Genomic DNA, 22,438 nt, shown 5'->3' on the forward strand with positions numbered 1-22,438 from the left:
CTCTTATTATTTCGTTGATTACGCCGTCTGTGTGTCTTTCGTTGTTGTTTCTTCCGTAACAACCGTCTCGATAAGTTTGTTGAGACGGGGTACAAGGTAAACACAAACCAAGCCGGCTGCTGAAGTGAAAGATGCGGTGGTTGCCCCACCAGAGAAAGTCACTGATGCAGAGATCGGCGGGATTGATATCCTCGCTATCGAAGATGTTTGCCCGTATTGGGATGGGGTGTACCGGCCCTATCGTGCTAGTGGCAAAAGATGATTTGGAACAAGCAAAAAACCAGTTAGTTGAGGCAGACTATATCAGCTGACATGGATTTATGCTTTAAATCCAGATAATTACACTATTCTGCTCCATTGGAATAGATCATCGGGTACTTAGGTGTGTTTCGCTGTTACAGCGTGCTAGGTACCCTTACCGTCCACTTTAAAGGAATTAGAGATGACAGAGAAAGTACGTCTGACACAGATGACCAAGAAAGCCGGGTGAGCCGCTAAAATAGGCCCCAAGGCCATGGCGCAGGTTCTGCAGTCCATTTCACCCCTTTTTCCCGAACAAGCGTATCCCAATCTGATGGTTGGGCTGACGGTAAGCGATGATGCTGCCGTCTACAAAATCAACGACGATGTTGCCGTTATCCAAACATTGGATTTCTTTACTCCAATCGTGGATGACCCCTATGACTTTGGTGCTATTGCAGCGGCGAATGCCCTTAGCGATGTCTATGCCATGGGTGGGCAGGTAACATTGGCGATGAATATCTTTTGTGTGCCAACCGACCTTCCACAAGAGGTTGTCGGCCAAATCCTCAAAGGCGGGGCGGAGAAAGTCCGTGAAGCTGGCGCGGTATTGGTTGGCGGTCATACCGTGGAAGACAGTGAGCCGAAGTTTGGCTTGTCTGTCATGGGCATTATCCACCCGTCTAAAGTGCAAACCAAGGCGGCGGTGGAAAGTGGCGATGTACTGGTACTGACCAAACCGATTGGTACCGGACTTATCTCAACCGCGGCGAAACGCGACAAAGCCAGTCAGGCGGCGATTCAAGCCTCTACTGACAATATGAAAAAGCTAAACCGCAAGGCGGCTGAGATATTTGCCAACTACCCCGTCAAAGCTTGTACCGATGTTACTGGTTACTCACTGCTGGGCCATGCCCATGAAATGGCAGAGAAAAGTAATATCTGTATGCACTTCAAGGCGGAGCAGGTGCCGTTCTTACCAGAAGCTGAAGACTATGCCGCCCAAGGGTTATTCCCTGGCGGGGCGAAGCGCAATCTTGATGCGTATCGTGAAGACATAGCTTTCGACGATGGTTTGGATGAAAGTTGGCATCGCAAGTTGTGCTGTCCGGAAACATCCGGTGGCCTGCTGGCAGCTGTACCGAAAGATTGTCTGGATGCGTTATTAACTGAATTTAGCAGTCAAGATGAACCCTGTTGGGTTGTCGGGTTTGCCGAGGATGGTTCTGGCCTCAAGGTCAGCTAGTCCCGGTATTTAATCAGGTTGTCCGGCTTTAGCCGAAGCCGGCACCTTGCTAAATCAATTCTATCTTGGGATCCCCTCCCAGTGCACTTCAAACCAAGATTGATGACCAAACGGTATTCTAAGTCTAGCCTTGTGTCATTGTTTTATTACATGAGACCAAGCCAGCCGGAAACGGCTGGCTATTTTATTTTTTCTGATAAGTAATAAATATTTCAATTTTGAACGTGGCTAATTAACCACTTGTGAATTATGGTTATTGGTGGTGACTATTGACTAAAATACTATGCAGCTGTGATTGGCTTTTCTTTAATGTGTGACGCTGCTTCATAAAGGAATAATTGCAACGAGAGTGAGACATTCTCAATGGTATTTTTTCCACTTTTTAGATTAAAAATATTATGGATTAATTATATTTAACTGTTTTTTAGTGTGTTGTCATTATATTGATTATTGAATCAATATAAGAGCTGAAAAAGAGAGATAAAATTAAACAACAAAATTATCTAATAGGGTGAATATATTTATGATTTGGCCTCAAAGGCTCATTATCCTCTTTGGCTTAACGCTACATAATGCGTTTGCAACCCCATCAGTGAAACTTGAAGCGGTTAGTGAATTTGGCTGGCTAGCGCAAAGTGTTCAGCCTGCAACAGAGCTGCAGGTTCCAATTAACCAGATACATAGCTGGCACTTGCAGATAACGGGTAAAAAAGGAAAAGCAGCCGATTGCCGTCCACAGCAAGTGAGCGGGGGGATGCCAGCCCATCGTCATGGCTTACCGACGCAACCGCAATGGCACCAAGATATAAAGGCTGGTTGGTATCGAATCGATGGCTTGAAATTTCAAATGCCAGGGGCATGGCAAGTGATCTTGTCATGTAAGGACGACAGAGAGCGGAACCATGAATTTATCTTTGAGTTTATGCTTTAAGGCTTTCACTTTTTTATCATTGTGCACGATAGCGATTGGGTGCCTCGATGAAGAGCTAGCTCTCCGCCATCAATGGAGCCAGGCAGAATTAAAGCAACTGCAGTCTCTGCACTTAGCCAGTCTTCCGACGGTGACGGATCCCGGCAATGCCTACCTAGACAGTGATACTGCAGCAGAGTTTGGTCGGAAACTGTTTTTCTCCCCGTTGCTTAGCCAAGACGGCAATACATCTTGTGCCCATTGCCATCAACCTAAGCATTATTTTACCTCAGGTAAGCCTGTTGATGGAAAGCGTAATACACCGACGGTGGTTGGTGCTGCTGCTTTCTCTTGGCAATTTTGGGATGGCCGAGCTGATAGTTTATGGGCCCAGGCATTATTTCCGCTAGAAGATCCTGGTGAACATGCGCTGACTCGGCTTGAAGCTGTTGATATTGCTCTTAACCATTTTTTAGCAGACTTTATTGGTGTGTTTGGAGAAACGCCCGCATTAACGTGGTTCCTCCAGCAACAAACGTCTTCATTCAGCCATAATGAAAATTGGGAGGGGTTGAGTGAAGAGCAACGAGCTCAGGTAAACCAGCTTTTTGCCTCTATCGGAAAAGCACTAGCGGCTTACCAGGCTCGTCTTATGCCAGATGTCTCTCGGTTTGATCGGTATGTTGAAGCGGTCGTGAGGAAGGACTTTGAATCGGCAAGCCAATACCTAGACCCAGCCGAAGAGGCGGGTCTCCGCATTTTTATTAGCGAGAGGGGAGGGTGTATTCGTTGTCATAATGGCCCGATGTTTTCTAATGGTGATTTTACCGCAACCGCCGTTCCAAAGAGTATTGAAGATGAAGGGCGTCTAGCGGCCATTCCACAAGTCATTTCCAGTGAGTTTAATTGTTTAAGCCAATATGCCGACAGGCAGGGCAGAAATTGTGATGAGCTCACTTATTTAAAAACACAGGGAGAAGAGTTACGCCATGCCTTTAAAGTACCGTCACTGAGGAATATCACCCTGACCGCTCCCTACATGCATAATGGGTCATTTACTCATCTTAGCGAGGTATTGGATTATTATAATCGTTCTCCTCGCAATGGCTTGGGTCATACAGAACTAGAGCCACTTTATCTTTTCCCATTTCAACTTGAGCAACTCGAGCAATTTTTATCATCACTTGAAAGTGGAATAGCTCCTTCATCAGTATGGGGGTTAACTCACGGCAAGGAGAAAATAGAATGAAATTCATTTTACTTTTAGTTTTTGGTTTATTTTCGTTACCCTCTCAGGCCCATGTCCGATGGTTTGTTAACTCGTCGGAGTATACTGATGCCACTCTACCTATTGATGTGTTGTTTGCCTCTATATTAACCTTTATTCTCGGGTTTTGCTTGATGGCAACTATTGTCACCCGAAGCGTGTTGTTGGGCTCTATCACATCAAAGCCTATAATGACCGATTCCTTTTTTTTCTGGCGTATATTAACCGTTGTTATGGCGCTGTTTTTCATTCTTAATGTTGTACTCGGTGAGTTTATTGCACCGAACCTGCAATTAAATACGGGCCAAGAAATGATAGGTATCAGCCTGCAAATCGCGGTGGCAACGGTGATGGTTTTTTCGGTAACAATCAGCGGTCTGGTTATACTCTTCATTGCGCTAGCATCAAGCATACTATTACCTTTTGCGGCCGCGGTTGATTATTTACCCGAACTCCTGGGAATTGGTGGTGCACTGGTACTTATTGGCCCTTATATTTCACCGTTTGATAAAAAAATGTTCTCTGGCATTGTATATCAACTGGGGGGACGGCAGGCCGCAGTAAACTTGTTGCGAATGATGCTGGGTTTACAATTATTGATATTGGGGCTTCACAACAAATTAATGCTTCCCGGATTATCGCTTACTTTCCTCGATATGTATCCACATTATAATTTTTTCCAACTGTTCGGGTGGGAGAGTTTCACCAACCATCATTTCGTTTGGTTTGTTGGATTAAGTGAAGCTCTGCTTGGCCTGATGTTGATTCTGGGTTTAGCCAATCGGCTAGTCGTGGGGTTACTGGCAACCATTTTTCTGATCACAACGTATGTTGCAGGGCCAAAAGATGTGCTGGGTCACCTGCCTATTTTCGCGATTGCATTTATTCTGCTGTGTGAATCGGTCAACAGAACAGCTGGTTTGCAGCCATCGAAAGTAAAAGATTGCAATGCGTAATCTCATCATAGCAAAAAGGATTGGCATCACTGCCAATCCTTTTTATTCAATATCTTACGATCTTATTCGTAATCTGTCGCGTAAGTTTCTTCATAGGTATGCGAGTACAGTTCAAACAGGTTGCCGAACGGGTCTTCTAGGTAAATCATTTTTGCTGGCTTGTTATCATCTTCAGGGTGGTAGCGCATGATGTCCATACGTACTTTACCGCCGAATTGCTCAACCCTTTCAATCACGCCCGCGAAGTCGTCTGTCTGTAGACAGAAGTGGAAAATACCAATGCGTGAGAAATCGACTTCGTGGCGTTCTTGGCGCTCTTTCATTTCAAACAGTTCAACGCCAATACCATCGCTTGTCACAAGGTGTGCAATATTAAAACCTTTGAAACCTTCGCCAAACACGGCGATACACATTCTACCAATGGCTGTTTCGCGTTCTTCAATAACGTTGGTGTTATCCATAACGATATGAAGGCCAAGTGCTTTGGTATAAAACTCAACGGCTTTATCCATACTGCCGACCATGATACCAATGTGATTCATTTTCATAATTCGCTCCAGGCTCTGATGATTGTTGCGTGATTCGTTTTGATGGGATGAGTATATGGAGGAATGATGATTAACTGAAATTATCAAAAATTATAAATATAATAAATCTACGTTATCATTTCTGGCTTTTGTTGTATTTCGCTTTTCGCAGCAAAATCTTTTCGAGATCACGAATAGCCGTTGATAGTTTAATTCCGCTGGTGATAAAACCATGTTCATGGAACAGGATGGAAGGGATCCGCTTTAAGTTATACTGGTAACAATCCGCTGCCGTAGTGATGACGACCTCTACACCGGCGAACTCAATATCATGCACCCAGTTCAGTTGATGCTCTGAACAAACAACAGTCACTCGGCCTACTTGCTCCACCTGGCAAGCGCTGTCATACATGGAGTGTTGTGGCTGTAAATTAGACATGCCATCCCTTTAAAATCGTCTACTTGGGTACAACTATTCTACTTTCTTTTTAATAAGTTAAAGTTAGAGTTATGTCATTTGATGGACTGGTTATTTACGGACTCTACAAGTGCTTCAATTCTTCCCCAGTTAAAATTTACAGGCGGACTGCATACCATTTCAAGCTCTAGGACTAAATCGATGAAAAGGTGAGGGTAGAGCTCTGAAGCTAGCGGTGAATACTGTAAGAGGCTAGATATACCGTTAGCCTCTTACCAAGTTATGGATGATGTACGGTATGTTGTGTTAAACAACGGCAGCTTGATAATCGGCAAACCGGATCCCCAATGCACTTAAGCTGGACTTGATCAGTTGTAGATCAATGAATTGGAAATCTCTGTTCTGTTTCTCGGGAAACACCCGATGAATATCCGCTGCAGTTAACGTCATGTGATCTGGGTTGGGTTTACACAGAATTTGATAACGCTCAATAGCTTGCTCGATGGTGCTGAGTGACTCCATGTCTAAGCCGTCTTGCTGGTTAAGCAACACAATACTCCGATAAGGGGTTTTGTGGGGCTTAACGCTACCCGCTAAAGGATGGGAAACTAATCTTGCACCTTGATGAATTTTGTCACGGGCCAATGTTAATACATCCAGAATATGATCCCGGTGAGTGATGGTGATGTGGGGTGATAAGGTCGCAAGGCTCAAGTTGTTGCTGATAATTTCTAGTCTGTCGTATCTCACGTTTTAATCCATTATTTTTGTTATATCACGCTACATTATAAATTCATTCTCAATGCACAAATTTGATCCTGTTAGTTATTTTATCTAAAAATTAAATCTTGAATGCAAACTAATGTTTCATATAAGTTAATTTGTTGGTGATGTTAATTGGCTGTAATTAATCTGTATTTAAAAGTGATAAAAGAGACAAGGTGCAAATAATAGGTAGGAGAGATAATGTTAACTGGCGCACAGTTAAATACATTTTGTTGCATAATATTTTCACTTTGCCTGTAAGCTCACAGAATGACTAGAACTACCTTTAAAGCAATGATTAATATAGTTATATTGAATTCATCGAAACACGGAAGTGGATGGGGTCTGGTGGCCCTCCTGGTCTTCAAAACCGACGTGAGCCGAATAGGCTTTGGCAGGTTCGATTCCTGCTCCTTCCGCCAACTCATTTCTAACAATTCAGAAATTATAAAACATCGAAAATACGCATGTTTTATTCAGGGGAGAAAATGACGGCGGCATTTTAGTACCACTGATTCTTTTATAAGTCTCCATTTATTATTGTCCCTGACTTTTTCAAAGCCCTACGCAATTCTTAACGGTTGGAATATTTATTTCCGCAGTTTTATTTTTAACTTATGGGGCTTTATCATGGCTGTAAGCACCTTATCGTCAATTCCACAAATTGAAAAAATCCTCCAGCAAACTTTTCTAGCACCTTTCATCGAGCGCTTGAGCCGGCCTGTGGTTGCAGATGCTGTCCGAGAACAAGTCGCACAGTATAAGACGCAGCATTTGCAGGATCCTGATACACATCTATTTTCTCTTGAGCAGTTGTATCACAATATTGAGGGAGCATGTTGGCTGTTAAACCAACAGCGCTTGCAGCGAGTTGTAAATGGTACAGGGGTTATTGTTCATACAAACCTGGGACGCTCACCAATCAATGCTGAACTCTGGCAGCAGGTGGCAGAGGTTAATACCCATTACAGTAATTTAGAAATTGATTTGAGCACCGGTAAGCGAGGTAAGCGCAAAGGGTTGCTCCAGCAACTGATGCAATATCTCGTCAAAGGCGAGAATACCCTCGTTGTGAATAATAATGCCTCATCCATTTACTTGTTGCTGCATGAATTAGCCAAAGGCAAAGAAGTGATTGTGTCTCGAGGTGAGCAAATCCAGATCGGTGGTGGGTTTAGGATCCCTGATATCTTGGCTTTATCGGGTGCCAAGCTGGTGGAAGTCGGTACCACTAACATAACGACGACTCAAGATTATCTCGATGCCATAACCGATGAAACGGCCATGGTGCTGATTGTGCATACTTCAAACTTTAAGATCCGTGGCTTTACCGAATCGGTGGATGTGAAAGAGCTGGCAAATGCACTTCCGGATCACGTTGTTCTCGCGGTTGATCAAGGTTCTGGTACCACGACCGAGCAGATGCCAGAAGAGCCAACTGTTGCCAGTTATATCGATGCTGGGGCGGATCTGGTGTGCTACTCCGGTGATAAGATCCTTGGTGGTCCGCAAGCTGGCATGATCTCGGGGAAAGATGCGTTAATCCAGCAACTGGAAAAGAACCCGATGATGCGCGCTTTCCGCCCGAGCCGGATTGTTTACTCATTGCTGGAAGAGCTGGTGGTGCGAAAGCTTAACCAGCGGGAAGAAGGAAAGGGGGTCGCGGAAACAAAGAGTCATGCCGATCTCACATGTCTTGAGCAAAGGGCTGAAGAGCTCATCACTGGGTTTAATGAGCACATATCGGTTGTGCAATCTGAGATGATCGTTGGTGGGGGATCACTGCCGGATCAGTCTGATCCATCATGGTCAGTACAGATCAATCCACGCCAGCCTGCATTCCAGCGGTCTCCAGAGAAGTTACTTGCCGTAATGAGGCAATGGCCATTGCCGGTGATTGGTGTTATCAAGCGTGACAAGGTCCAGCTCAATATGGCGACGATTGAACCGTCAGAGATTCCATACCTGCGAAGCCAACTGGCGGAGCTACTGCAATGAGTTATGTTGTCGGCACGGCAGGGCACGTCGATCACGGTAAGTCTGCATTGATCAAAGCGTTGACGGGTATCGATACCGCACACTTACCACAGGAAAAAAAGCGGGGTATGACCATTGATTTGGGCTTTGCCTATTTCAAACATCAGAACGGTGAGCCTGTAGGGGTGATTGATGTACCCGGCCACGAGCGCTTTATTCGCAACATGGTGGCTGGGGTGTGGAGCCTCGACATGGTGCTCTTTGTCGTCGCGGCCGATGAGGGATGGATGCAAATGTCCACAGATCACCTCAAAGTGATCGCCTCGATGGGGATTGATAATGTCACTTTGGTGATCACCAAATCGGATCTGGTTGATGATGATATGTTGGCCTTGGTCGAAGAAGAATCTCTTGAGCAGTTTCTCGATATCGCGGGCTTTATTCCTGACTCAGTCACGGTTTCAGCCCACGAAGATAAAGGCATAGAGCGGCTGCGGCAGTATATTTGCCATACGCTTGATAAAGAGATAGACAGCGATCGTGAAGATGCTGAACGTCATGCCCACCTGTACATTGACCGCGTCTTTACCGTCAATGGTGTGGGTACGACAGTAACGGGCAGTCTCTGTGGCGGAGAGTTTGCCGTTGGGCAGAAGCTCTACATGCTGCCGGGTGGTCGTGAAGTGCAGGTGAAAAGCTTGCAGTCGTACCATCAGAATATTGAACTGGCCAAACCGGTTTCCCGGGTGGCGATTGGCCTTAAGGGCATCAAGAAAAAAGACGTCGAGCGGGGCTTCTGTTTGACCCGTCGCAAGGAGAGCTCATTTGTCACCGATGAGCTGATTGTGCGGCTGGACAATCAATTGTTTGAGGGCTCTTCATCTGGCAAGCCGTGCCGAAACAACAGTGAAGTAGAACTGGCCTTTGGCACGTTCAATACACTTGCTAAGATATTTGTCTTCAAGGGTACCAACCTTGCCAGACTACGTCTGAAAGCGCCGGCAAGTTGCTTTTGGAATCAGCGAGCGTTGCTTATTCAGCATGGCGGTAGCCGGATCCTTAATTGTGGCAGCATTGTCTGGTCAGGCGCCGTTGCTAAGAGTGACCGTAACAAACTTTATGAGCTTCTGATGGCGATGCCTGAACACCCTGCCTGGGAAGATTACGTTACCATCAATATGGCTTTGTATGGGTATGCAAAACGCGGTGAGCAAGTACTTGATGAGTCAGGTTATCAAGTGTGTGGTGATTGGCTCTTTACCGCAGAGTGCTTTAACCAGACTCACCAGCACGTCGAAGATACCCTCAAACTAGGCCTGATTGACCTATCCGTGAATGAGCTGAGTGGTAAGTGCCAGATGGCGGTTGCCCCATTATCCGCCGCGCTCGATGTGCTGGTCGAGGAGGGCAAGCTTCGCCGTTCTAATGAGCTTTACTCACTTGGAAGCGGCCAGAATGAAGCCCAGCTATCGCCAACGGCGAAGAAGATCCTTGCGCATATGGATCATGCTGGCCAGCAAGGCTACGAGGCCGACAAAGAGAAAATCCCAGGGGCTCAGAAGGAGCTCAGAAACCTTGTCCGGCTGGGTTTTGCGGTACCGATGGAAGGTAAGATCTACTATTTGGCATCGGTTTACCAAGGTTTAGTTCACGACTTACTTCAAGAGCAGTCAGTGGGTGACCGTTTTGCTATCTCTGAAGCGCGAGAGCGAACAGGACTATCCCGCAAATATATAATCCCACTACTCAACCGTATGGAAGCTGATGGCTGGATCAAGCGGGTTGATAATGACAGGCAAGTGTTGAAAACGCTGGAGACCGAGTGCGTCTAGTGATTATCTATTGGTCAGCTGTTAGGTAGATCAGAGCCGATGCTTAGATTGAGCATCGGCTTTTTGATTTTTGTACGCAGCAAGAAAACCTTGCTGCGTATGTGCGTGATATAACAGCGCTCAAACCTGATAAGGGCATTGAGATTTATTTGGTCTTGATCACACCTATTTGGTCTTGATCGGAGTGTCATAACTAGACAATTCGGCGTTGCGGTATTGACTAATTTAGCAAAACACGAATTAGGTGGCGTATGGACACCTACCACATGGCACCCTTGTTATGTATTTGATATAGCATAGAGGTTTATAACGCCGTTTGGTCTAGTTTGCACAGCCCTTAGAAAAGAGACTAACTTGTGAGTAATAAATAACTTTGGCCATTCCCCAAAACGCAACTGTGCTTGACCAAAGCTATCAAATTGCACCAAGTCCAACTGGTAGTCTTTTAATATCAGTTCCAACTGCCATGGCGATACTGGATTAACATGCCCGCCATTGTAATAATGATCATCATCAAAATATGGGTACGTACCTTTACATATCATTTCTGCAATTGCGTAGTCTGAACCTATGTTGGGTGTTGAGATGACCAGTAAACCTCCAGGCTTTAGCAACTCTCTACAGTTCTTGATAAAATGACGGGTGTTATTGATGTGCTCAATGATTTCCAGTGCAATGATGACATCAAACTTCTTGCTTAGATATCCAGAAAAATCGTTATTTAAGTCAAGCTTATGAAAGTGACATGATGGATGTTCAACTCTAAAGTTTTCCTCGACTAAATCTGCAGAAGTTACACTCGCCCCATTATCAAGTAAACGTAATGACATCGCCCCAGAGCCTGCTGCAATATCAAGCACTTCGGCGTTTTTTAACGTTCGGATATCAGTAACAATCTCAAGTGCGCGTTGATGTAAACCTTTACGAGCGTGTATAGGTAAGCCTTTGTAGCTGTCGGTAGTCTTACACTTACCCTTGGCAGTATCTCGATAAAGCTCAATAAACTGTTCCATAATCTCATCCTAATTCTCAATTTGCATGTCGATTTGAAAATAAGCTCGACAAATTGATTGTTAAAAAAAGCATCAGGAATCAGCATTTTTTATGCCAATGGTGGTTCATTTCTCGTATTGTGAATAACTCCCCACTCAGTAGACACTTGAGTGTTTCGAGTCTAGGACGTTTGTTAGCATGAGAAAAAGTTATTAACTGACTCTTTGATGAAAAGTCAGTTATCGGGCGTAACTTACAACGGATCAAAAACTTGCTGGCGGCGCCTCCGTTGGTATGCCTTGGCACTGGAGTGAGTCAACTCACAGGGGAAGGATTAGAAACATACTTTCCGGTAAGCAGAGCGCAAAATTGGCTTTTAAAGCTCAGAATACGCCACGTCATGGGCAGCACCGATTAGGACAGCACTTTGCAACGCTATTTCGTTCGCGATAAAAGCTAGGACACAGTTTTTCGCCTATGTAGATTCTATACTAGGTGGTACGCCACCTAATGAGGGAATGCCGATGCTAAATGAAAACCATGCGTTTATTTTAGATTTTCCAGAACTCAAATTAGATATTGTCCAGCTCAACCACGATGATCCGACGTTTAAAGCCGAACTCCAGCGCTACCATGAACTTGATTATGACATTCGTCAGTTGGAAATCTCAGGTAGCCCGATTGATGACACCAATATGCATGATTTAAAACACCAGCGTATGGTGTTAAAAGATGTGCTTTATAAACAGCTTACCAAACACCATGAGCAGGCTGGCAACGAATAGAGTCAGCCCAAATCAAAGTCTTGTGATGCATCACAAGGCTTTTGTATTTTATATCAATTCTTTACCGTTGTTACTTTTGAAGAACAATCATGTCTAAGTCCATCATTAGTCCTTTCGAATTCGGATTGTGTGGCAGCGTCTTAAGCTCGACACTGCGGAAGCCCAATTGTTGCTGGAATTTTCGATAAGAGTATTTTCCTGGCTCATTAATCTCTACCGGATATATTGCAATGGAGCGATGGGTTGTCTCTTCAAGTTGACCATGGATATATTTTTTCGTTATACACTCTGATTGCTGAGTGTGCTTGTTATAAGTACGAGAGCTTTTGAATACGGTGCCATCTTCTTTGCTTACACTAAATGTGAAAGGGTTAGACTTATCTCTAGCGAGATTGACGTCATATTTTGGCACGGTCAGGAAGAGTAAGCCGTCATGGTCCAGGCGTTGGTAGAGGCTGTGTAGCACGGCTTGGTTTACGGAATGATCGAAAAAACCAAAACTGTTACCAAAGAGACATATGCAGTTGTACTTTCTCTTTATTTTTTGTTGTGCCAAAGTCTGCATGTCCATTTCGATATATTGGCACTTACCTTCATCGGTCAATGCCTGATGGCGCTTTGAGCTGGCGTTGAACTGACTTTTGCTAAGCGCAAGGAACTGCTTGTTAATATCTATATGATCAACATATGAGAAGGCGTCTTCGTTTGCTAAGGCGATACTATGCGCTGCATTTGGACCGCAAGCGAGGTTTAAAAGAGCGAGGTTCGTATTGCTCCGTTGCCTCAACAGTTGCCTAACAACCGCAATTTCATTATTGATCCTGAAGTCTTCGAAATATATTTGATAATCATAGCGCGATGCTAAGTCGCCTGTTTGATAGTAAGAAAGGTGCCAGCTCATAGTGCTTCTCATGGATCCATCGATTGTGGCTGTTTGCCACAAGGAGAGGAATGTATTTGTGAATAATTAAGTCATGATGAACAGGGCATGACCTTCGGTATATGTTGTCACTTGGTTTAGGACAGCGGCCATTGTCGATACTGGCCTCTGGGTATAAGCAACAAGTCATGCTCGAGCAACTCGGCATTGGTGGAAATATGGCATTTCTTTTTCTTTGCTTCGACCATATCGTAGTTGCGCTTTTGGCTCGCGGCGGAGAGAGGGAGGCTACCGCAGTCAAGATAGCGCACTGCGTAGTTATTATCTCTAGCGGTCGTAACCTTGCCCATGTTGTACCGGCTCGGCGAAAAGGGGATATCAAGCCAGCCGCGGTTAAAGGCGTTAATAATCGCGTCGCGGTAGTCAGTCTGGTGGCTTAGAATCGCTGTGAGAAGCTCAGTGGCCTCTTGATGAATAATCGTCTTTTCAATATTCACCCTTTCCCAGTCGGCTGTTGCTATGTCATGCATAGCACTTTGAATCAACTGGAGTGCTTCGGTGTTGTCTTTCAGGCTTGGAATATTATTGAACTCGGCTGCCGTTTTGTAGAGCAAGCGGTCAGCACCGGCGAGTACAGCCGTCTGCGCTGAGGCATAGATGAGCTGCTCGCTACGCTCACGGGTTGCCGGGAACGCAGCCATGTACTGATGGAATACCGTTTGTATGGTGATGTCATTAAAGCCGTGAGCGGCAGCGGTTTGCTCGGCGAGTTCACCCATCACAGCGATTGCAGCGATATCTTGGCTGCGACAACCCTGCTCAGCGTAGCCGAGCGACACGTTTTTGACCCCATGGCTGATGGCGGTCAGCATTTCAAGGATATTACTGACAATGGCCAGCGAGGGGGGGATCAGGGTGCCCGTCAGGGTACCAAAGAACTCGCGATCAATAGCAACGCCATGATGTTGGTAGTAATAGGCGCATAGTTGATCGACGTAAGCCCAGCGGTTGAGTGACTCGGCAAGTGAATAGTCTTTGTAATAGGGAAGGTTATAACATATTGGGCCTCCCTCAAAAGACGTACAGCCTGCCGCGAGGCTGATTTCAGCAAGAAGCCGAGGATCTTTGGTACTGTGGCGAACTTGTATCGGGGGAGCGACGGCTTGACAAATTGCACTTACTGATTCAACGCCATGATTAATAAGGGGGAATCCGTTAAGCTTGTTCTGCTTTAGTCCTTCCTCGGCACCGTTGTAATCATTGTTTCGGGTCAGCGAGTCTATTTGAAACGAGAGTATTTCGACGCCTTGGGAACTAAAGTGCTCAAAATAGCGCAATTGCTCACCCGCGCTAGAGACGCCAGATCGCGGTTGGAGGACCGGAAGGTGGTAATGCGATTTGGAGCAGCTGACAATATGGCTAAAAGATGGCTGCTGGGCAAGAAAACGCCCGTTCTTTTGCAGATCGGCTGCTGCTTGTCCATTGGGGTGCGAGGCCAACACTTGTGATCTTGCCTGCATGAAAGATCTGTCAGTATCCAGTTCCTCGATGCGTGATAGCGAGTGCCAGTGGATCCCCGCCTGTGCATACTTTGTTTTTGGCTGGGGAAATGCTTTGTTGTTGGAAGTAAACAGCTGCTCTAGTTCCAAATAAAAAGTGGTCAGGTCAACATACTTGGGGTAAACCAAATCGAACCCCTTTGTTTTGAATGCATTGGCAAGATCACCGGGCTCAGCGTCGATGGTCAGATTGCCGCCGATCACCCAAAGCGCTCCCTGTTTGTCCTGTTCGCTAATCGTGAAGCTCTGGAGATATAGCGAAGCATGGCCGTCAAGGGTCGATAGCATCACGAGTTGGTAATCTTTGCTCAAAGACTTGAAGTCTTCCGGGGTGTTTTGGATCCCTCGAAAATCAACATCAAAACCGCGCTCGGCTAAGGAGAGTTTAAGCAGGTAGAGGCCGACAGAGTGAGAGTCTTTGCCTATACCGGCTAACAGAACCTTACAATTGGGCATCTGAGATAACCTCGTATGAAGGTGTAACGGTATATGGGTAATAGGATCTCAGCTTCTCAAAATCGGCACGGAGTGCCGTTTCGTCGTCGTTCCATAACAGCATTCTCCCTGCATTCTTGCACAGGCCCGTGTTGGCATTGACGGCATCGCCGACGTGGTAATTCCAATATGTTTGGAAATCACTCGTTAGCTGAGGAGGGTTGATCCGGTTGACGACCCCCTCCATGGGAGGTAGTGGGTAGATATAGCGAGCAACGTAATTGGTGGGTGTAAACGCAAGATCCATTTCTGGGTCAACCTGGATGAAAATGTGCAGCTCCTTGAGTGGGATGCCGCAGCGCTGAAGATACATCTCTGAAGCGAGGTTGCCTGGTGGACGGTAAGCAATTTCAAGAAATACCAAAGTGCCATCATGTTTCTTAAAGACTTCAAGATGAGTAACCCCATGCTTGATTGGTGCTAGCAGGGCGTGGACTTTCCTGCTCATGATGCTGATGTTGATATGGTCGGGATCGGTTTCCGCCAGCGTGATGCTACCCAGAGCCTGGCCAAGTGTAATGTTAAAGCATGGGGTTGAGTATTCGTTCACTTGCGAATAGATGATTTCGCCGTGCCGGAGTATTGATTCACAATGGTAAAGAGTGCCATCAATAAACTCGTCTATTTCGTACTGGTAACCGTCATCCTGCCAGTTGGCAAGCCAGTGCTCCAGTGCATCCTGGTTATCCAGCCTTGCTGCTCTTACCGCACCGGCTTGATCAATGGGCTTGATAAAACAGGGAAAAGGGATCGTGGCGACAAGCTGGTCAAGATAGCTTGCCGGGGCATTAAGCCAGGTTTGACGACATAATGCTTGATGTTGAGGGATCACAATACCGCTATTGCGTAACCGGGCTTTCATTTCGAGCTTATCGACATAGGATTCATGGTCAAAGTCCTGAAGCCCATAATGGCGTTTTAGCTTGCCGCACAGTGACACGGTAGGCTCTTCAATCGATAAGATATCGAACTGCTCATGCTGGATATCGACGTTAGCCTCGATGGCCTCGGTGATGGCTGAAAAATCATCCATAGAGGGGACTGAAAGTATCGCATCGAAGTAGATGTCCTTGCGTTGCCGGCGAAGGTGACTTCGAAAGCAATTTGAGCAGATGAGATAGAATTTGCCTTTGATGTGCTGGCGCAACAATGCAAAATCGATACTGATATCTGCACTGCATTGGCGATGCAGAAGGTAGATGGTGCGCTCAGGGAACGTCATAATCTTAGGGCTCCTTTAAACCAATCTGACTCAGCTTTCCATCATGGGATACCCCCACCGCATTATCTTATATGCTGTGTTGAGTAGGAGATGGGTAATAGCCGAGCAGGGAAGTGTTAGTTCAATTCGTTTGAAATCAGTAGCTGGTTTTGTCGCATGAAGTACAGAAATTGGCACAAAGCAAACGAGCTACCGACTAATAAAACCAACGCCAGCGGAAGTTGGCTTGATTTGGGCAAATACCCGATCAAAGCACTGGTGAGGACCGAGCCGGCAATCTGGAAAAAACCATAAAGCGATGAGGCGACCCCCGTTATGCCTCGAAAATCAGACAGGGCGCCAGCCATGGCATTGGCAAAAATAAGCCGCGTACCAACCATGAAAAAGCACATTGGTATCACCAAGGCGTAGAGGTTGAGAATACCGACCACACCAATCAATGTCAGGCTCAACGAGGAAAGCAACATGGTAGTGAGACCAATGGCAATCACATGGTCGATTGTGTGTTTATCGATAAGGCGGTTGTTCAACCACCCTCCTGTGATGTAGGAGAGAGTAATCGTGATAGTTAGCCAGCTAAATTGTTCCATAGTCAGACCCAGTAGGCTCTGGAACAAAAAAGGGCTGGAGGTGGTATAAGCGATAACACCCGCATAGGCTAGACAGGTGCACAGACTATAGGCAACGAAGCTGCGGCTGGCGAATAGGCGGCGATAGTTTGCAAGGAGCTTTCCTTTAGTCGCGTCTTTGCTAAATCTCTGCTGATTTGTTTCTGGTAAAAAACGTAGGATAAGTAGCAACACCAATACCGACAGTATTAGCACAAAAATGAATGTGGATTGCCAGTCAAAATACTTAACTAGATAAGCGCCTAATATTGGGGAAAAAGCCGGTAGAACGGCAAAAATGCTGTTAAGTAGTGACGCCGCTTTCGAAACGTCTTTCTTGTCGTACAGGTCAGTCAAAATCACTCGTCCGATAGGAATACTGGCCGCAACGCCGATCCCAAGAACTAACCGACCCAGAAGAAAAGTGGATATAGAGGTAGATAAAGCGCAAATAGCGGAGCCTAATAATGCTATTATCAAGCCGAAAATAATAAGAGGTTTTCGACCATAATAATCAGAAGCAGGGCCGTAAGCGAGTTGGGCGATAGCAAATCCAACGAAATAAATGGAAACAGAGTACTGTAATACACTCGTTGTTGTAGCGAAATATTCTGTCATTAATGGAAGAGCAGGTAGATAACTATCTGATGCTAATGAAGGTATCGTGCATAAAATAACTAGTAATGACAGGATTAAAGTTTTTTGTGCTTTATTTATATCGGACATTCTGGGTCAACTCATATCGAATAGCTAAATTATATATCCTACCTTTTCTTTATCTTGTCAATAAAAACATAAATACAGTAATGCCTTTAACATTGCCGTTGGCAAACAAGTCATAAAATTTAATTTTAAGCGAAAATTATTTGCTGGCGTTTTTTATTGTTCTTTATGTTAATTGATTTTGATCAAGAATACTCATGACTAGACTGTTATTGTTTTTTGAGTTTTATTTTTCATTATCATTAATAACACGTCTGTCAATAATCAATGGAGTTGATGTTTTGCGTAGGATCGTATCTTTTATTTGTATTTTGTTTTCGCTCAGTTCACTTCAGCTTCAAGCTAGGAATTTATTAAATGAAATTAGTGCTAGAGAGGAAATAAATATTGGCGTGGGGTATATGGTTCCGCCGATGAATTATATTGATGATGATGGAGTACATACTGGTTTCGACGTGGATTTAGCGTTAGCAATTGCTAAGCACATGGGGAAAACCGCTAACTTGGTTAAGGTCAATAATAAAACACGAGTTAGTTTTCTGGTTACGGGCAAGGTCGACATTGTTATTTCCAGTATGAACCACACTGTCGGAAGAGATAAGGTGATCGACTTTAGCGACGTCTATCTTTATGACGGTAAGCGTATATTGGCTAAGCGCGGACGCTTTAGCTCTCTACAAGACTTCGTCGGTAAGCGGGTTGCTGTCGTACAGGGAAGCAATGCGCGCACCGCTCTTCATGAGAAGCTCATCGAGTTGGGCGATCCTAATCCACAGATTCTTTCTTTTCAAAGTAACGCAGAGTGTTTATTGGCATTAAAAACGAATAAGGTCGATGGCTACACCAACGACACCGTTATTTTGTTAGGAACGTCAGGCGGTGACAGCCAATATGAAGCCGTCGGCGAGATATTCAGTCCTACATTCTTCTCTATTGGTGTACCAGAAAATCAATCAAAACTGCGCGATGAGGTGAACTTTATTCTGCGGGATATGCACCTCTCAGGCGAGTGGCGAGCAATTTACGACAAGTGGTTTGGCCCATCTTCTCAATACTCCTTGCCCGGTGAGCCTAAGCTGCCACCGATATGGCCAATGTAATTGGTTCGGTAAGGGGAAGTACCTGTATGAGCGTGGCTGTGCCCGTTGATTGTTTCACGACTTGTTGCCTACAAAGTGATGATAGATGATTGAAATTAATAATGTTAGTAAGCACTTTGATGGCGTCCCTGTAATATCGAACGTCTCGTTCGATATCAGATCTAGTGAGGCTGTCGTTATTTGTGGACCGAGTGGGTCAGGCAAGAGTACTCTGCTAAGGATGATCGCTGGACTTACGAACCCCTCGGCAGGTGCCATTTCCATCGACGGTGAGCCTGTCCAACGTCGCACTTTTAACGGGCGGATAGGGCTGGTACTGCAGGAGCCTTTTCTGTATTCGCACCTTAGCGCTGTTAACAATATTGCGTTGGCACCTTGTCGGGTCAAAGGCATATCAAAGAAGAAGGCGCAGGCCCTCGCATTGAACTTGCTGCAAGAGTTTAATTTGCTCGAGAAGGCTGATGCTTATCCCCACGAACTGAGTGGTGGGCAAAAACAGCGGATATCGATACTCAGGGCTTTGGCAATGGAGCCTGAAGTGGTGTTGCTTGATGAGCCTACTTCCGCTCTTGATACCATCAGTACTCAGGAAGTTATTGGGACAATAAAACGGCTGACCGAACGTCATTGTACGGTGGTAGTTGTGACACACGAGTTGAGTATATCCAATATGATTGCTGATCGTGTTGTATGCATGGACCGCGGCGAGGTACATGAGATAAGTACGCCATATGATCTTGTGACAAGGCCGCGTTCGTTAATTGGCAAAGAGCTATTCTCGCAAAGTGTATCTAGCGTATCCACCCATGATCGTATCCGTCTAACAAAGAATATTAATGTCGGAGTGAGGGGCGGGCTTCATGTAGAGCATCTTCCTTTTATTACAGTGATGGAGCGAAAATTAGCAAGCAAAGCAAAATTTCACCACTTCGAAAATATTAGTCCCGAGGTGTTGTTGAGGCTGGGTATTGTCGATATATATATTGACTATTGCTGTGGGCAGAATGTTTCAATAGCCACCAAGTCATATCAATTGCTCGGTAATGCAAGCGATTATCAGGTGACTACATTTGCGAAAGATATTATATGGAATCAATTGGTATTAGGAATGATTGAATCGGATCATCCACCTATTGAACAAACCAGTATGTCAAAACCAGCATTGCACTTAATCGAGACGGCAATAATTTAAGTTCAGATAATATTCTATTGTGCGATAAGCCGAAAAGAGTAATTCGGAGATAAATCTTGACCAATATAAAGATGAAAGAAACACCGGTTAGTGTTCTGGTGTTGTCGACCTATGAGGCTTATTTACAGCCTCTTACCGCAGCAAAACTATCGAGGCAATTAAAACAAAGTGGCTGTGAAGTTAGAGTGGTTGATTGTTTTGTACAGTCTCTTGATACAAAACTAGTGAAAAATTTTGATAATATCGCTATTTCTGTACCATTATCTGACTCAATAACGACAGCGATTAAACTGCTTGATGTTGTTAGGGAATTAAACCCTAAAGCGAAAGTCGCGTTGTTTGGTGCGCATGCGATATTAAATAAAGTCGAGCTTGAAACCCAATATTCCGTTGCGATCCCCTCTGATGTAGCAGGGTTCTTTACGGGATTAAAAACTGTCAATGACCATAATATAATCCCAGATAGAGAATCTTTATTGGGTTTTAAGCATTATGTATACCCGGGTGGACTGATAAACGACAAGGTGGTTGCCAATATTGAAACCACGGAAGGGTGCCGATTCAAATGTACGCATTGTAGTGTGTTTTCACTGGCCAAGGGAAAAGTCCTTTATAAAAAGCTCGAGTGCGTGATGGAAGAAATCGCCTTCGCGGTTGAAAATGGTGCGGAGCACATTTCATTTACAGACCCTGAGTTTATGAATAATGCGACACACACGCCGGCAATTATCGATGCAATGTATCGCTCCTACCCGCAATTGACCTTTGATGTTATTACCCGTGTCGACAGACTGTTGCGCTATAAAGACGCCTTCATTGCCTTTTTTGACAAGGGATGCCGGTTTATCACGACGGCCATTGAATTTCCCGATGACAAGGTGCTAAAGGCACTGCAAAAAGGTTATCGGACCAAGGACCTCGGGGCGTTGGCTGAGCTGATCAAGACGACCGGTATTGTTGTCAACCCAACGCTGATCACTTTTACCCCTTGGGTCGACAAGGCCACGATATTGGCGGGGGAGCAGTATCTGGCCGAGATTGGGCTTACAGAGATCATCGACCCGGTCCAATCGACGACCCGCCTTATGCTAACTAAAGATTCTAATCTTTTGGGCACCCCCCATCTTGAAGGTATCGAGTTGAGCGAAACTGAGTTTGGCTATGATTGGTGCCACCCTGATCAGGAGGTCGATGAACTATACCGTCAACGGGTATCTGCTATGGGCGGCGGCTTCAACCGTTGCTGCGTCCGTTGTTAATGCAAGGAGTGATCATGAACGAAGAGCGAAGAGGTTGTTACAGCGTTACTGCCTTCGATAACAGTAACCAACAAGTCGTGTTGAACTACTTGTACAGCGAACAATTGATACAGCCTGAATCTGGAAGCGAGACCTGTTGTTGCGACACTAAAGATGAGTCGTACTTTAGGTTGAATCCTACCCTTGTACTGTGGTGCAGCGACAGGTTTGGGGATCAGAAGCCTTGTGCCGTGATGGTATTTGAACTGAGTAAACCGGAAGAAAAGTTGGCCAGCCTTGAGCTGATTCATCTTGGTTCATGCAAAGAACCGGATTCAAACATCCGGCTGATGTTGCAGCATGGTTGCCAGCACATGTCGTCGTTAGGCTTCAAAAAAATTGAGTTAAGCCTGGATACTCATCCTTCGTTGACCGAAGCCGCTGTGAGGAGGAGTGGTTTTGCTCAGGAGTGCCGTAGCCTGTCGGCGGTCTTCCACAGTTACCTGCCCATGTATTTTTCCAGTATGGCAGACAGCCAAACAGTTGCGCAGCTACTTTCGGTGGTAAACGCGGGAACGTTTAGTGCGGTAGCCAATTACCAAGACGGCCATATCGTACTGTCCATTGACAGCTTCTTAGGTGCCGAGCGTCACCTAGTCATCCAATCATAAGAGTAGGAATAACATGCTAAAGCTAGCTATTTACGGCAAAGGTGGAATTGGGAAATCAACAACATCTGCCAACCTCTCGGTCGCGCTGGCAGAGATGGGGTACAAAGTGATGCAGATTGGTTGCGATCCCAAAGCGGATTCGACCAAGAACCTCACCGGTGGTGTGAAGATCCCGTCGGTATTGAGTATTACCAAAGACAAGCGGATCCACGAAATCAGTATCGAGGACGTCGTCCATGAAGGCTATAAAGGTGTTTATTGCGTTGAGGCGGGGGGGCCCGAGCCGGGGATTGGATGTGCCGGACGCGGGGTGATCTCGGTACTCGAGTTTCTGACCAAGTTGGACGTATACAACAAGCTCGGCATTGATATCGTGCTTTATGACGTCCTTGGGGATGTTGTGTGCGGTGGATTCGCCGTGCCGCTGAGGGCTGGCTATGCCGAGCTTGTCTATGAGGTTACCTCAGGCGAGATGATGGCAATGTATGCCGCTAATAATATTGCAAAAGGGATTAAACGTTTTGCTGAGCGTGGCGGCAAAGTACGCCTTGGTGGTCTCATCTGCAATGAGCGCAACGCCTTCCTTGAGAAAGAGAATGTTAGCATGCTGGCCGACCGTCTCGGGAGCCGAGTGGTGAAATTTGTACCGCGCGACAACATAGTGCAAGAGTCGGAAATGGTAGGGAAAACCGTATTGGAGTTTGCCCCGGAGTCGGCCCATGCCGACGTGTATCGTCAATTAGCGAGAACCATCCTTGATAATCAAATTTGCAGCATTCCCACCCCGATGGATGATCAGGCGTTTGAGTCTATGTTAAGTGCAGCGCGATAGGT

General features: G+C 45.6%; 21 protein-coding genes and 1 tRNA gene. 14 read left to right on the top strand and 8 right to left on the bottom strand.

Translation table 11 applies throughout. From position 1 onward, the window contains the following. The first annotated feature begins 131 nt into the window (after positions 1-131). From C9I99_RS01370 to C9I99_RS01390, 5 genes are all read left to right on the top strand, one after another. Positions 132-311: a hypothetical protein gene (locus tag C9I99_RS01370; RefSeq protein WP_244916296.1), complete on the top strand. Its 180-nt coding sequence runs from the start codon at positions 132-134 to the stop codon at positions 309-311. 131 nt (positions 312-442) lie between these two features. Then, positions 443-1,486, top strand: a complete 1,044-nt coding sequence (gene selD, locus C9I99_RS01375; RefSeq protein WP_107347051.1) for a selenide, water dikinase SelD — start codon at positions 443-445, stop codon at positions 1,484-1,486. Positions 1,487-2,009: 523 nt separating this feature from the next. Continuing rightward, entirely contained in the window at positions 2,010-2,417 is a 408-nt protein-coding gene (locus C9I99_RS01380) for a FixH family protein (protein WP_107347052.1), read from the top strand. Then, positions 2,389-3,645, top strand: coding sequence for a cytochrome-c peroxidase (locus C9I99_RS01385; RefSeq protein WP_107347053.1), 1,257 nt, complete (start codon positions 2,389-2,391; stop codon positions 3,643-3,645). The genes C9I99_RS01380 and C9I99_RS01385 overlap by 29 nt, the downstream gene beginning before the upstream one ends. Further along, positions 3,642-4,619: a hypothetical protein gene (locus tag C9I99_RS01390; protein WP_107347054.1), complete on the top strand. Its 978-nt coding sequence runs from the start codon at positions 3,642-3,644 to the stop codon at positions 4,617-4,619. Before C9I99_RS01385 ends, C9I99_RS01390 begins: the two co-directional genes overlap by 4 nt. Before the next feature lie 62 nt (positions 4,620-4,681). Here the strand turns inward: C9I99_RS01390 and C9I99_RS01395 are convergent, their stop codons facing one another. From C9I99_RS01395 to C9I99_RS01405, 3 genes are all read right to left on the bottom strand, one after another. Beyond that, on the bottom strand, positions 4,682-5,167 hold the full coding sequence (locus C9I99_RS01395; protein WP_107347055.1) for a VOC family protein: 486 nt from the start codon (positions 5,165-5,167) through the stop codon (positions 4,682-4,684). Positions 5,168-5,282: 115 nt separating this feature from the next. Beyond that, complete coding sequence (locus tag C9I99_RS01400) at positions 5,283-5,585, bottom strand: hypothetical protein (RefSeq protein ID WP_133638200.1); 303 nt, start codon at positions 5,583-5,585, stop codon at positions 5,283-5,285. 285 nt (positions 5,586-5,870) lie between these two features. Further along, positions 5,871-6,314 (bottom strand): GrdX family protein, encoded by a 444-nt coding sequence (locus tag C9I99_RS01405; RefSeq protein ID WP_107347057.1) that lies wholly within the window; start codon positions 6,312-6,314, stop codon positions 5,871-5,873. A 345-nt stretch (positions 6,315-6,659) separates the two neighbouring features. On the opposite strand from C9I99_RS01405, the gene C9I99_RS01410 reads away from it, so the two are divergent. The 3 genes from C9I99_RS01410 to selB all read left to right on the top strand — a co-directional run bounded on the left by C9I99_RS01410 (position 6,660) and on the right by selB (position 10,138). Then, positions 6,660-6,751: transfer RNA gene (locus C9I99_RS01410), tRNA-Sec, on the top strand. Positions 6,752-6,959: 208 nt separating this feature from the next. After that, a complete protein-coding gene (gene selA / locus C9I99_RS01415; RefSeq protein ID WP_107347058.1) occupies positions 6,960-8,327 on the top strand; it encodes an L-seryl-tRNA(Sec) selenium transferase in 1,368 nt (455 codons plus the stop codon). Further along, entirely contained in the window at positions 8,324-10,138 is a 1,815-nt protein-coding gene (gene selB, locus C9I99_RS01420; RefSeq protein ID WP_107347059.1) for a selenocysteine-specific translation elongation factor, read from the top strand. The genes selA and selB overlap by 4 nt, the downstream gene beginning before the upstream one ends. 278 nt (positions 10,139-10,416) lie before the next feature. Here selB and C9I99_RS01425 read toward each other — a convergent pair whose 3' ends face one another. Continuing rightward, positions 10,417-11,151, bottom strand: coding sequence for a class I SAM-dependent methyltransferase (locus C9I99_RS01425; RefSeq protein WP_107347060.1), 735 nt, complete (start codon positions 11,149-11,151; stop codon positions 10,417-10,419). A gap of 504 nt (positions 11,152-11,655) precedes the next feature. On the opposite strand from C9I99_RS01425, the gene C9I99_RS01430 reads away from it, so the two are divergent. Next, on the top strand, positions 11,656-11,916 hold the full coding sequence (locus tag C9I99_RS01430) for an HP1242/YdcH family protein (protein ID WP_107347061.1): 261 nt from the start codon (positions 11,656-11,658) through the stop codon (positions 11,914-11,916). Between the two features lie 70 nt (positions 11,917-11,986). On the opposite strand, the gene C9I99_RS01435 is transcribed toward C9I99_RS01430, so the two are convergent. From C9I99_RS01435 to C9I99_RS01450, 4 genes are all read right to left on the bottom strand, one after another. Beyond that, positions 11,987-12,817 carry a class I SAM-dependent methyltransferase gene (locus tag C9I99_RS01435; RefSeq protein ID WP_107347062.1) on the bottom strand — a complete coding sequence of 277 codons (831 nt, stop codon included), beginning with the start codon at positions 12,815-12,817 and terminating at the stop codon, positions 11,987-11,989. Positions 12,818-12,933: 116 nt separating this feature from the next. Then, the gene (locus C9I99_RS01440; protein ID WP_107347063.1) at positions 12,934-14,811 is read right to left on the bottom strand and encodes a hypothetical protein; all 1,878 of its coding nucleotides are present in this window, start codon (positions 14,809-14,811) and stop codon (positions 12,934-12,936) included. Beyond that, on the bottom strand, positions 14,798-16,072 hold the full coding sequence (locus C9I99_RS01445) for an ATP-grasp domain-containing protein (protein WP_107347064.1): 1,275 nt from the start codon (positions 16,070-16,072) through the stop codon (positions 14,798-14,800). Before C9I99_RS01445 ends, C9I99_RS01440 begins: the two co-directional genes overlap by 14 nt. 116 nt (positions 16,073-16,188) lie before the next feature. Next, positions 16,189-17,406 carry a multidrug effflux MFS transporter gene (locus tag C9I99_RS01450; RefSeq protein ID WP_107347065.1) on the bottom strand — a complete coding sequence of 406 codons (1,218 nt, stop codon included), beginning with the start codon at positions 17,404-17,406 and terminating at the stop codon, positions 16,189-16,191. Positions 17,407-17,600: 194 nt separating this feature from the next. Between C9I99_RS01450 and C9I99_RS01455 the strand changes: the two genes are divergently transcribed. From C9I99_RS01455 to C9I99_RS01475, 5 genes are all read left to right on the top strand, one after another. Beyond that, the gene (locus C9I99_RS01455) at positions 17,601-18,503 is read left to right on the top strand and encodes a transporter substrate-binding domain-containing protein (RefSeq protein ID WP_107347066.1); all 903 of its coding nucleotides are present in this window, start codon (positions 17,601-17,603) and stop codon (positions 18,501-18,503) included. 85 nt (positions 18,504-18,588) lie between these two features. Then, a complete protein-coding gene (locus C9I99_RS01460; protein WP_107347067.1) occupies positions 18,589-19,695 on the top strand; it encodes an amino acid ABC transporter ATP-binding protein in 1,107 nt (368 codons plus the stop codon). Positions 19,696-19,751: 56 nt separating this feature from the next. Continuing rightward, positions 19,752-20,954, top strand: coding sequence for a B12-binding domain-containing radical SAM protein (locus C9I99_RS01465; RefSeq protein ID WP_133638202.1), 1,203 nt, complete (start codon positions 19,752-19,754; stop codon positions 20,952-20,954). A gap of 14 nt (positions 20,955-20,968) precedes the next feature. Further along, positions 20,969-21,604 carry a hypothetical protein gene (locus C9I99_RS01470; protein ID WP_107347069.1) on the top strand — a complete coding sequence of 212 codons (636 nt, stop codon included), beginning with the start codon at positions 20,969-20,971 and terminating at the stop codon, positions 21,602-21,604. 13 nt (positions 21,605-21,617) lie between these two features. Beyond that, positions 21,618-22,436: a nucleotide-binding protein gene (locus C9I99_RS01475; RefSeq protein ID WP_107347070.1), complete on the top strand. Its 819-nt coding sequence runs from the start codon at positions 21,618-21,620 to the stop codon at positions 22,434-22,436. The last annotated feature ends 2 nt before the right edge of the window (positions 22,437-22,438 follow it).

Origin of the sequence: Photobacterium lutimaris (genome assembly GCF_003025555.1) — a bacterium.
Lineage (GTDB): Bacteria > Pseudomonadota > Gammaproteobacteria > Enterobacterales > Vibrionaceae > Photobacterium > Photobacterium lutimaris.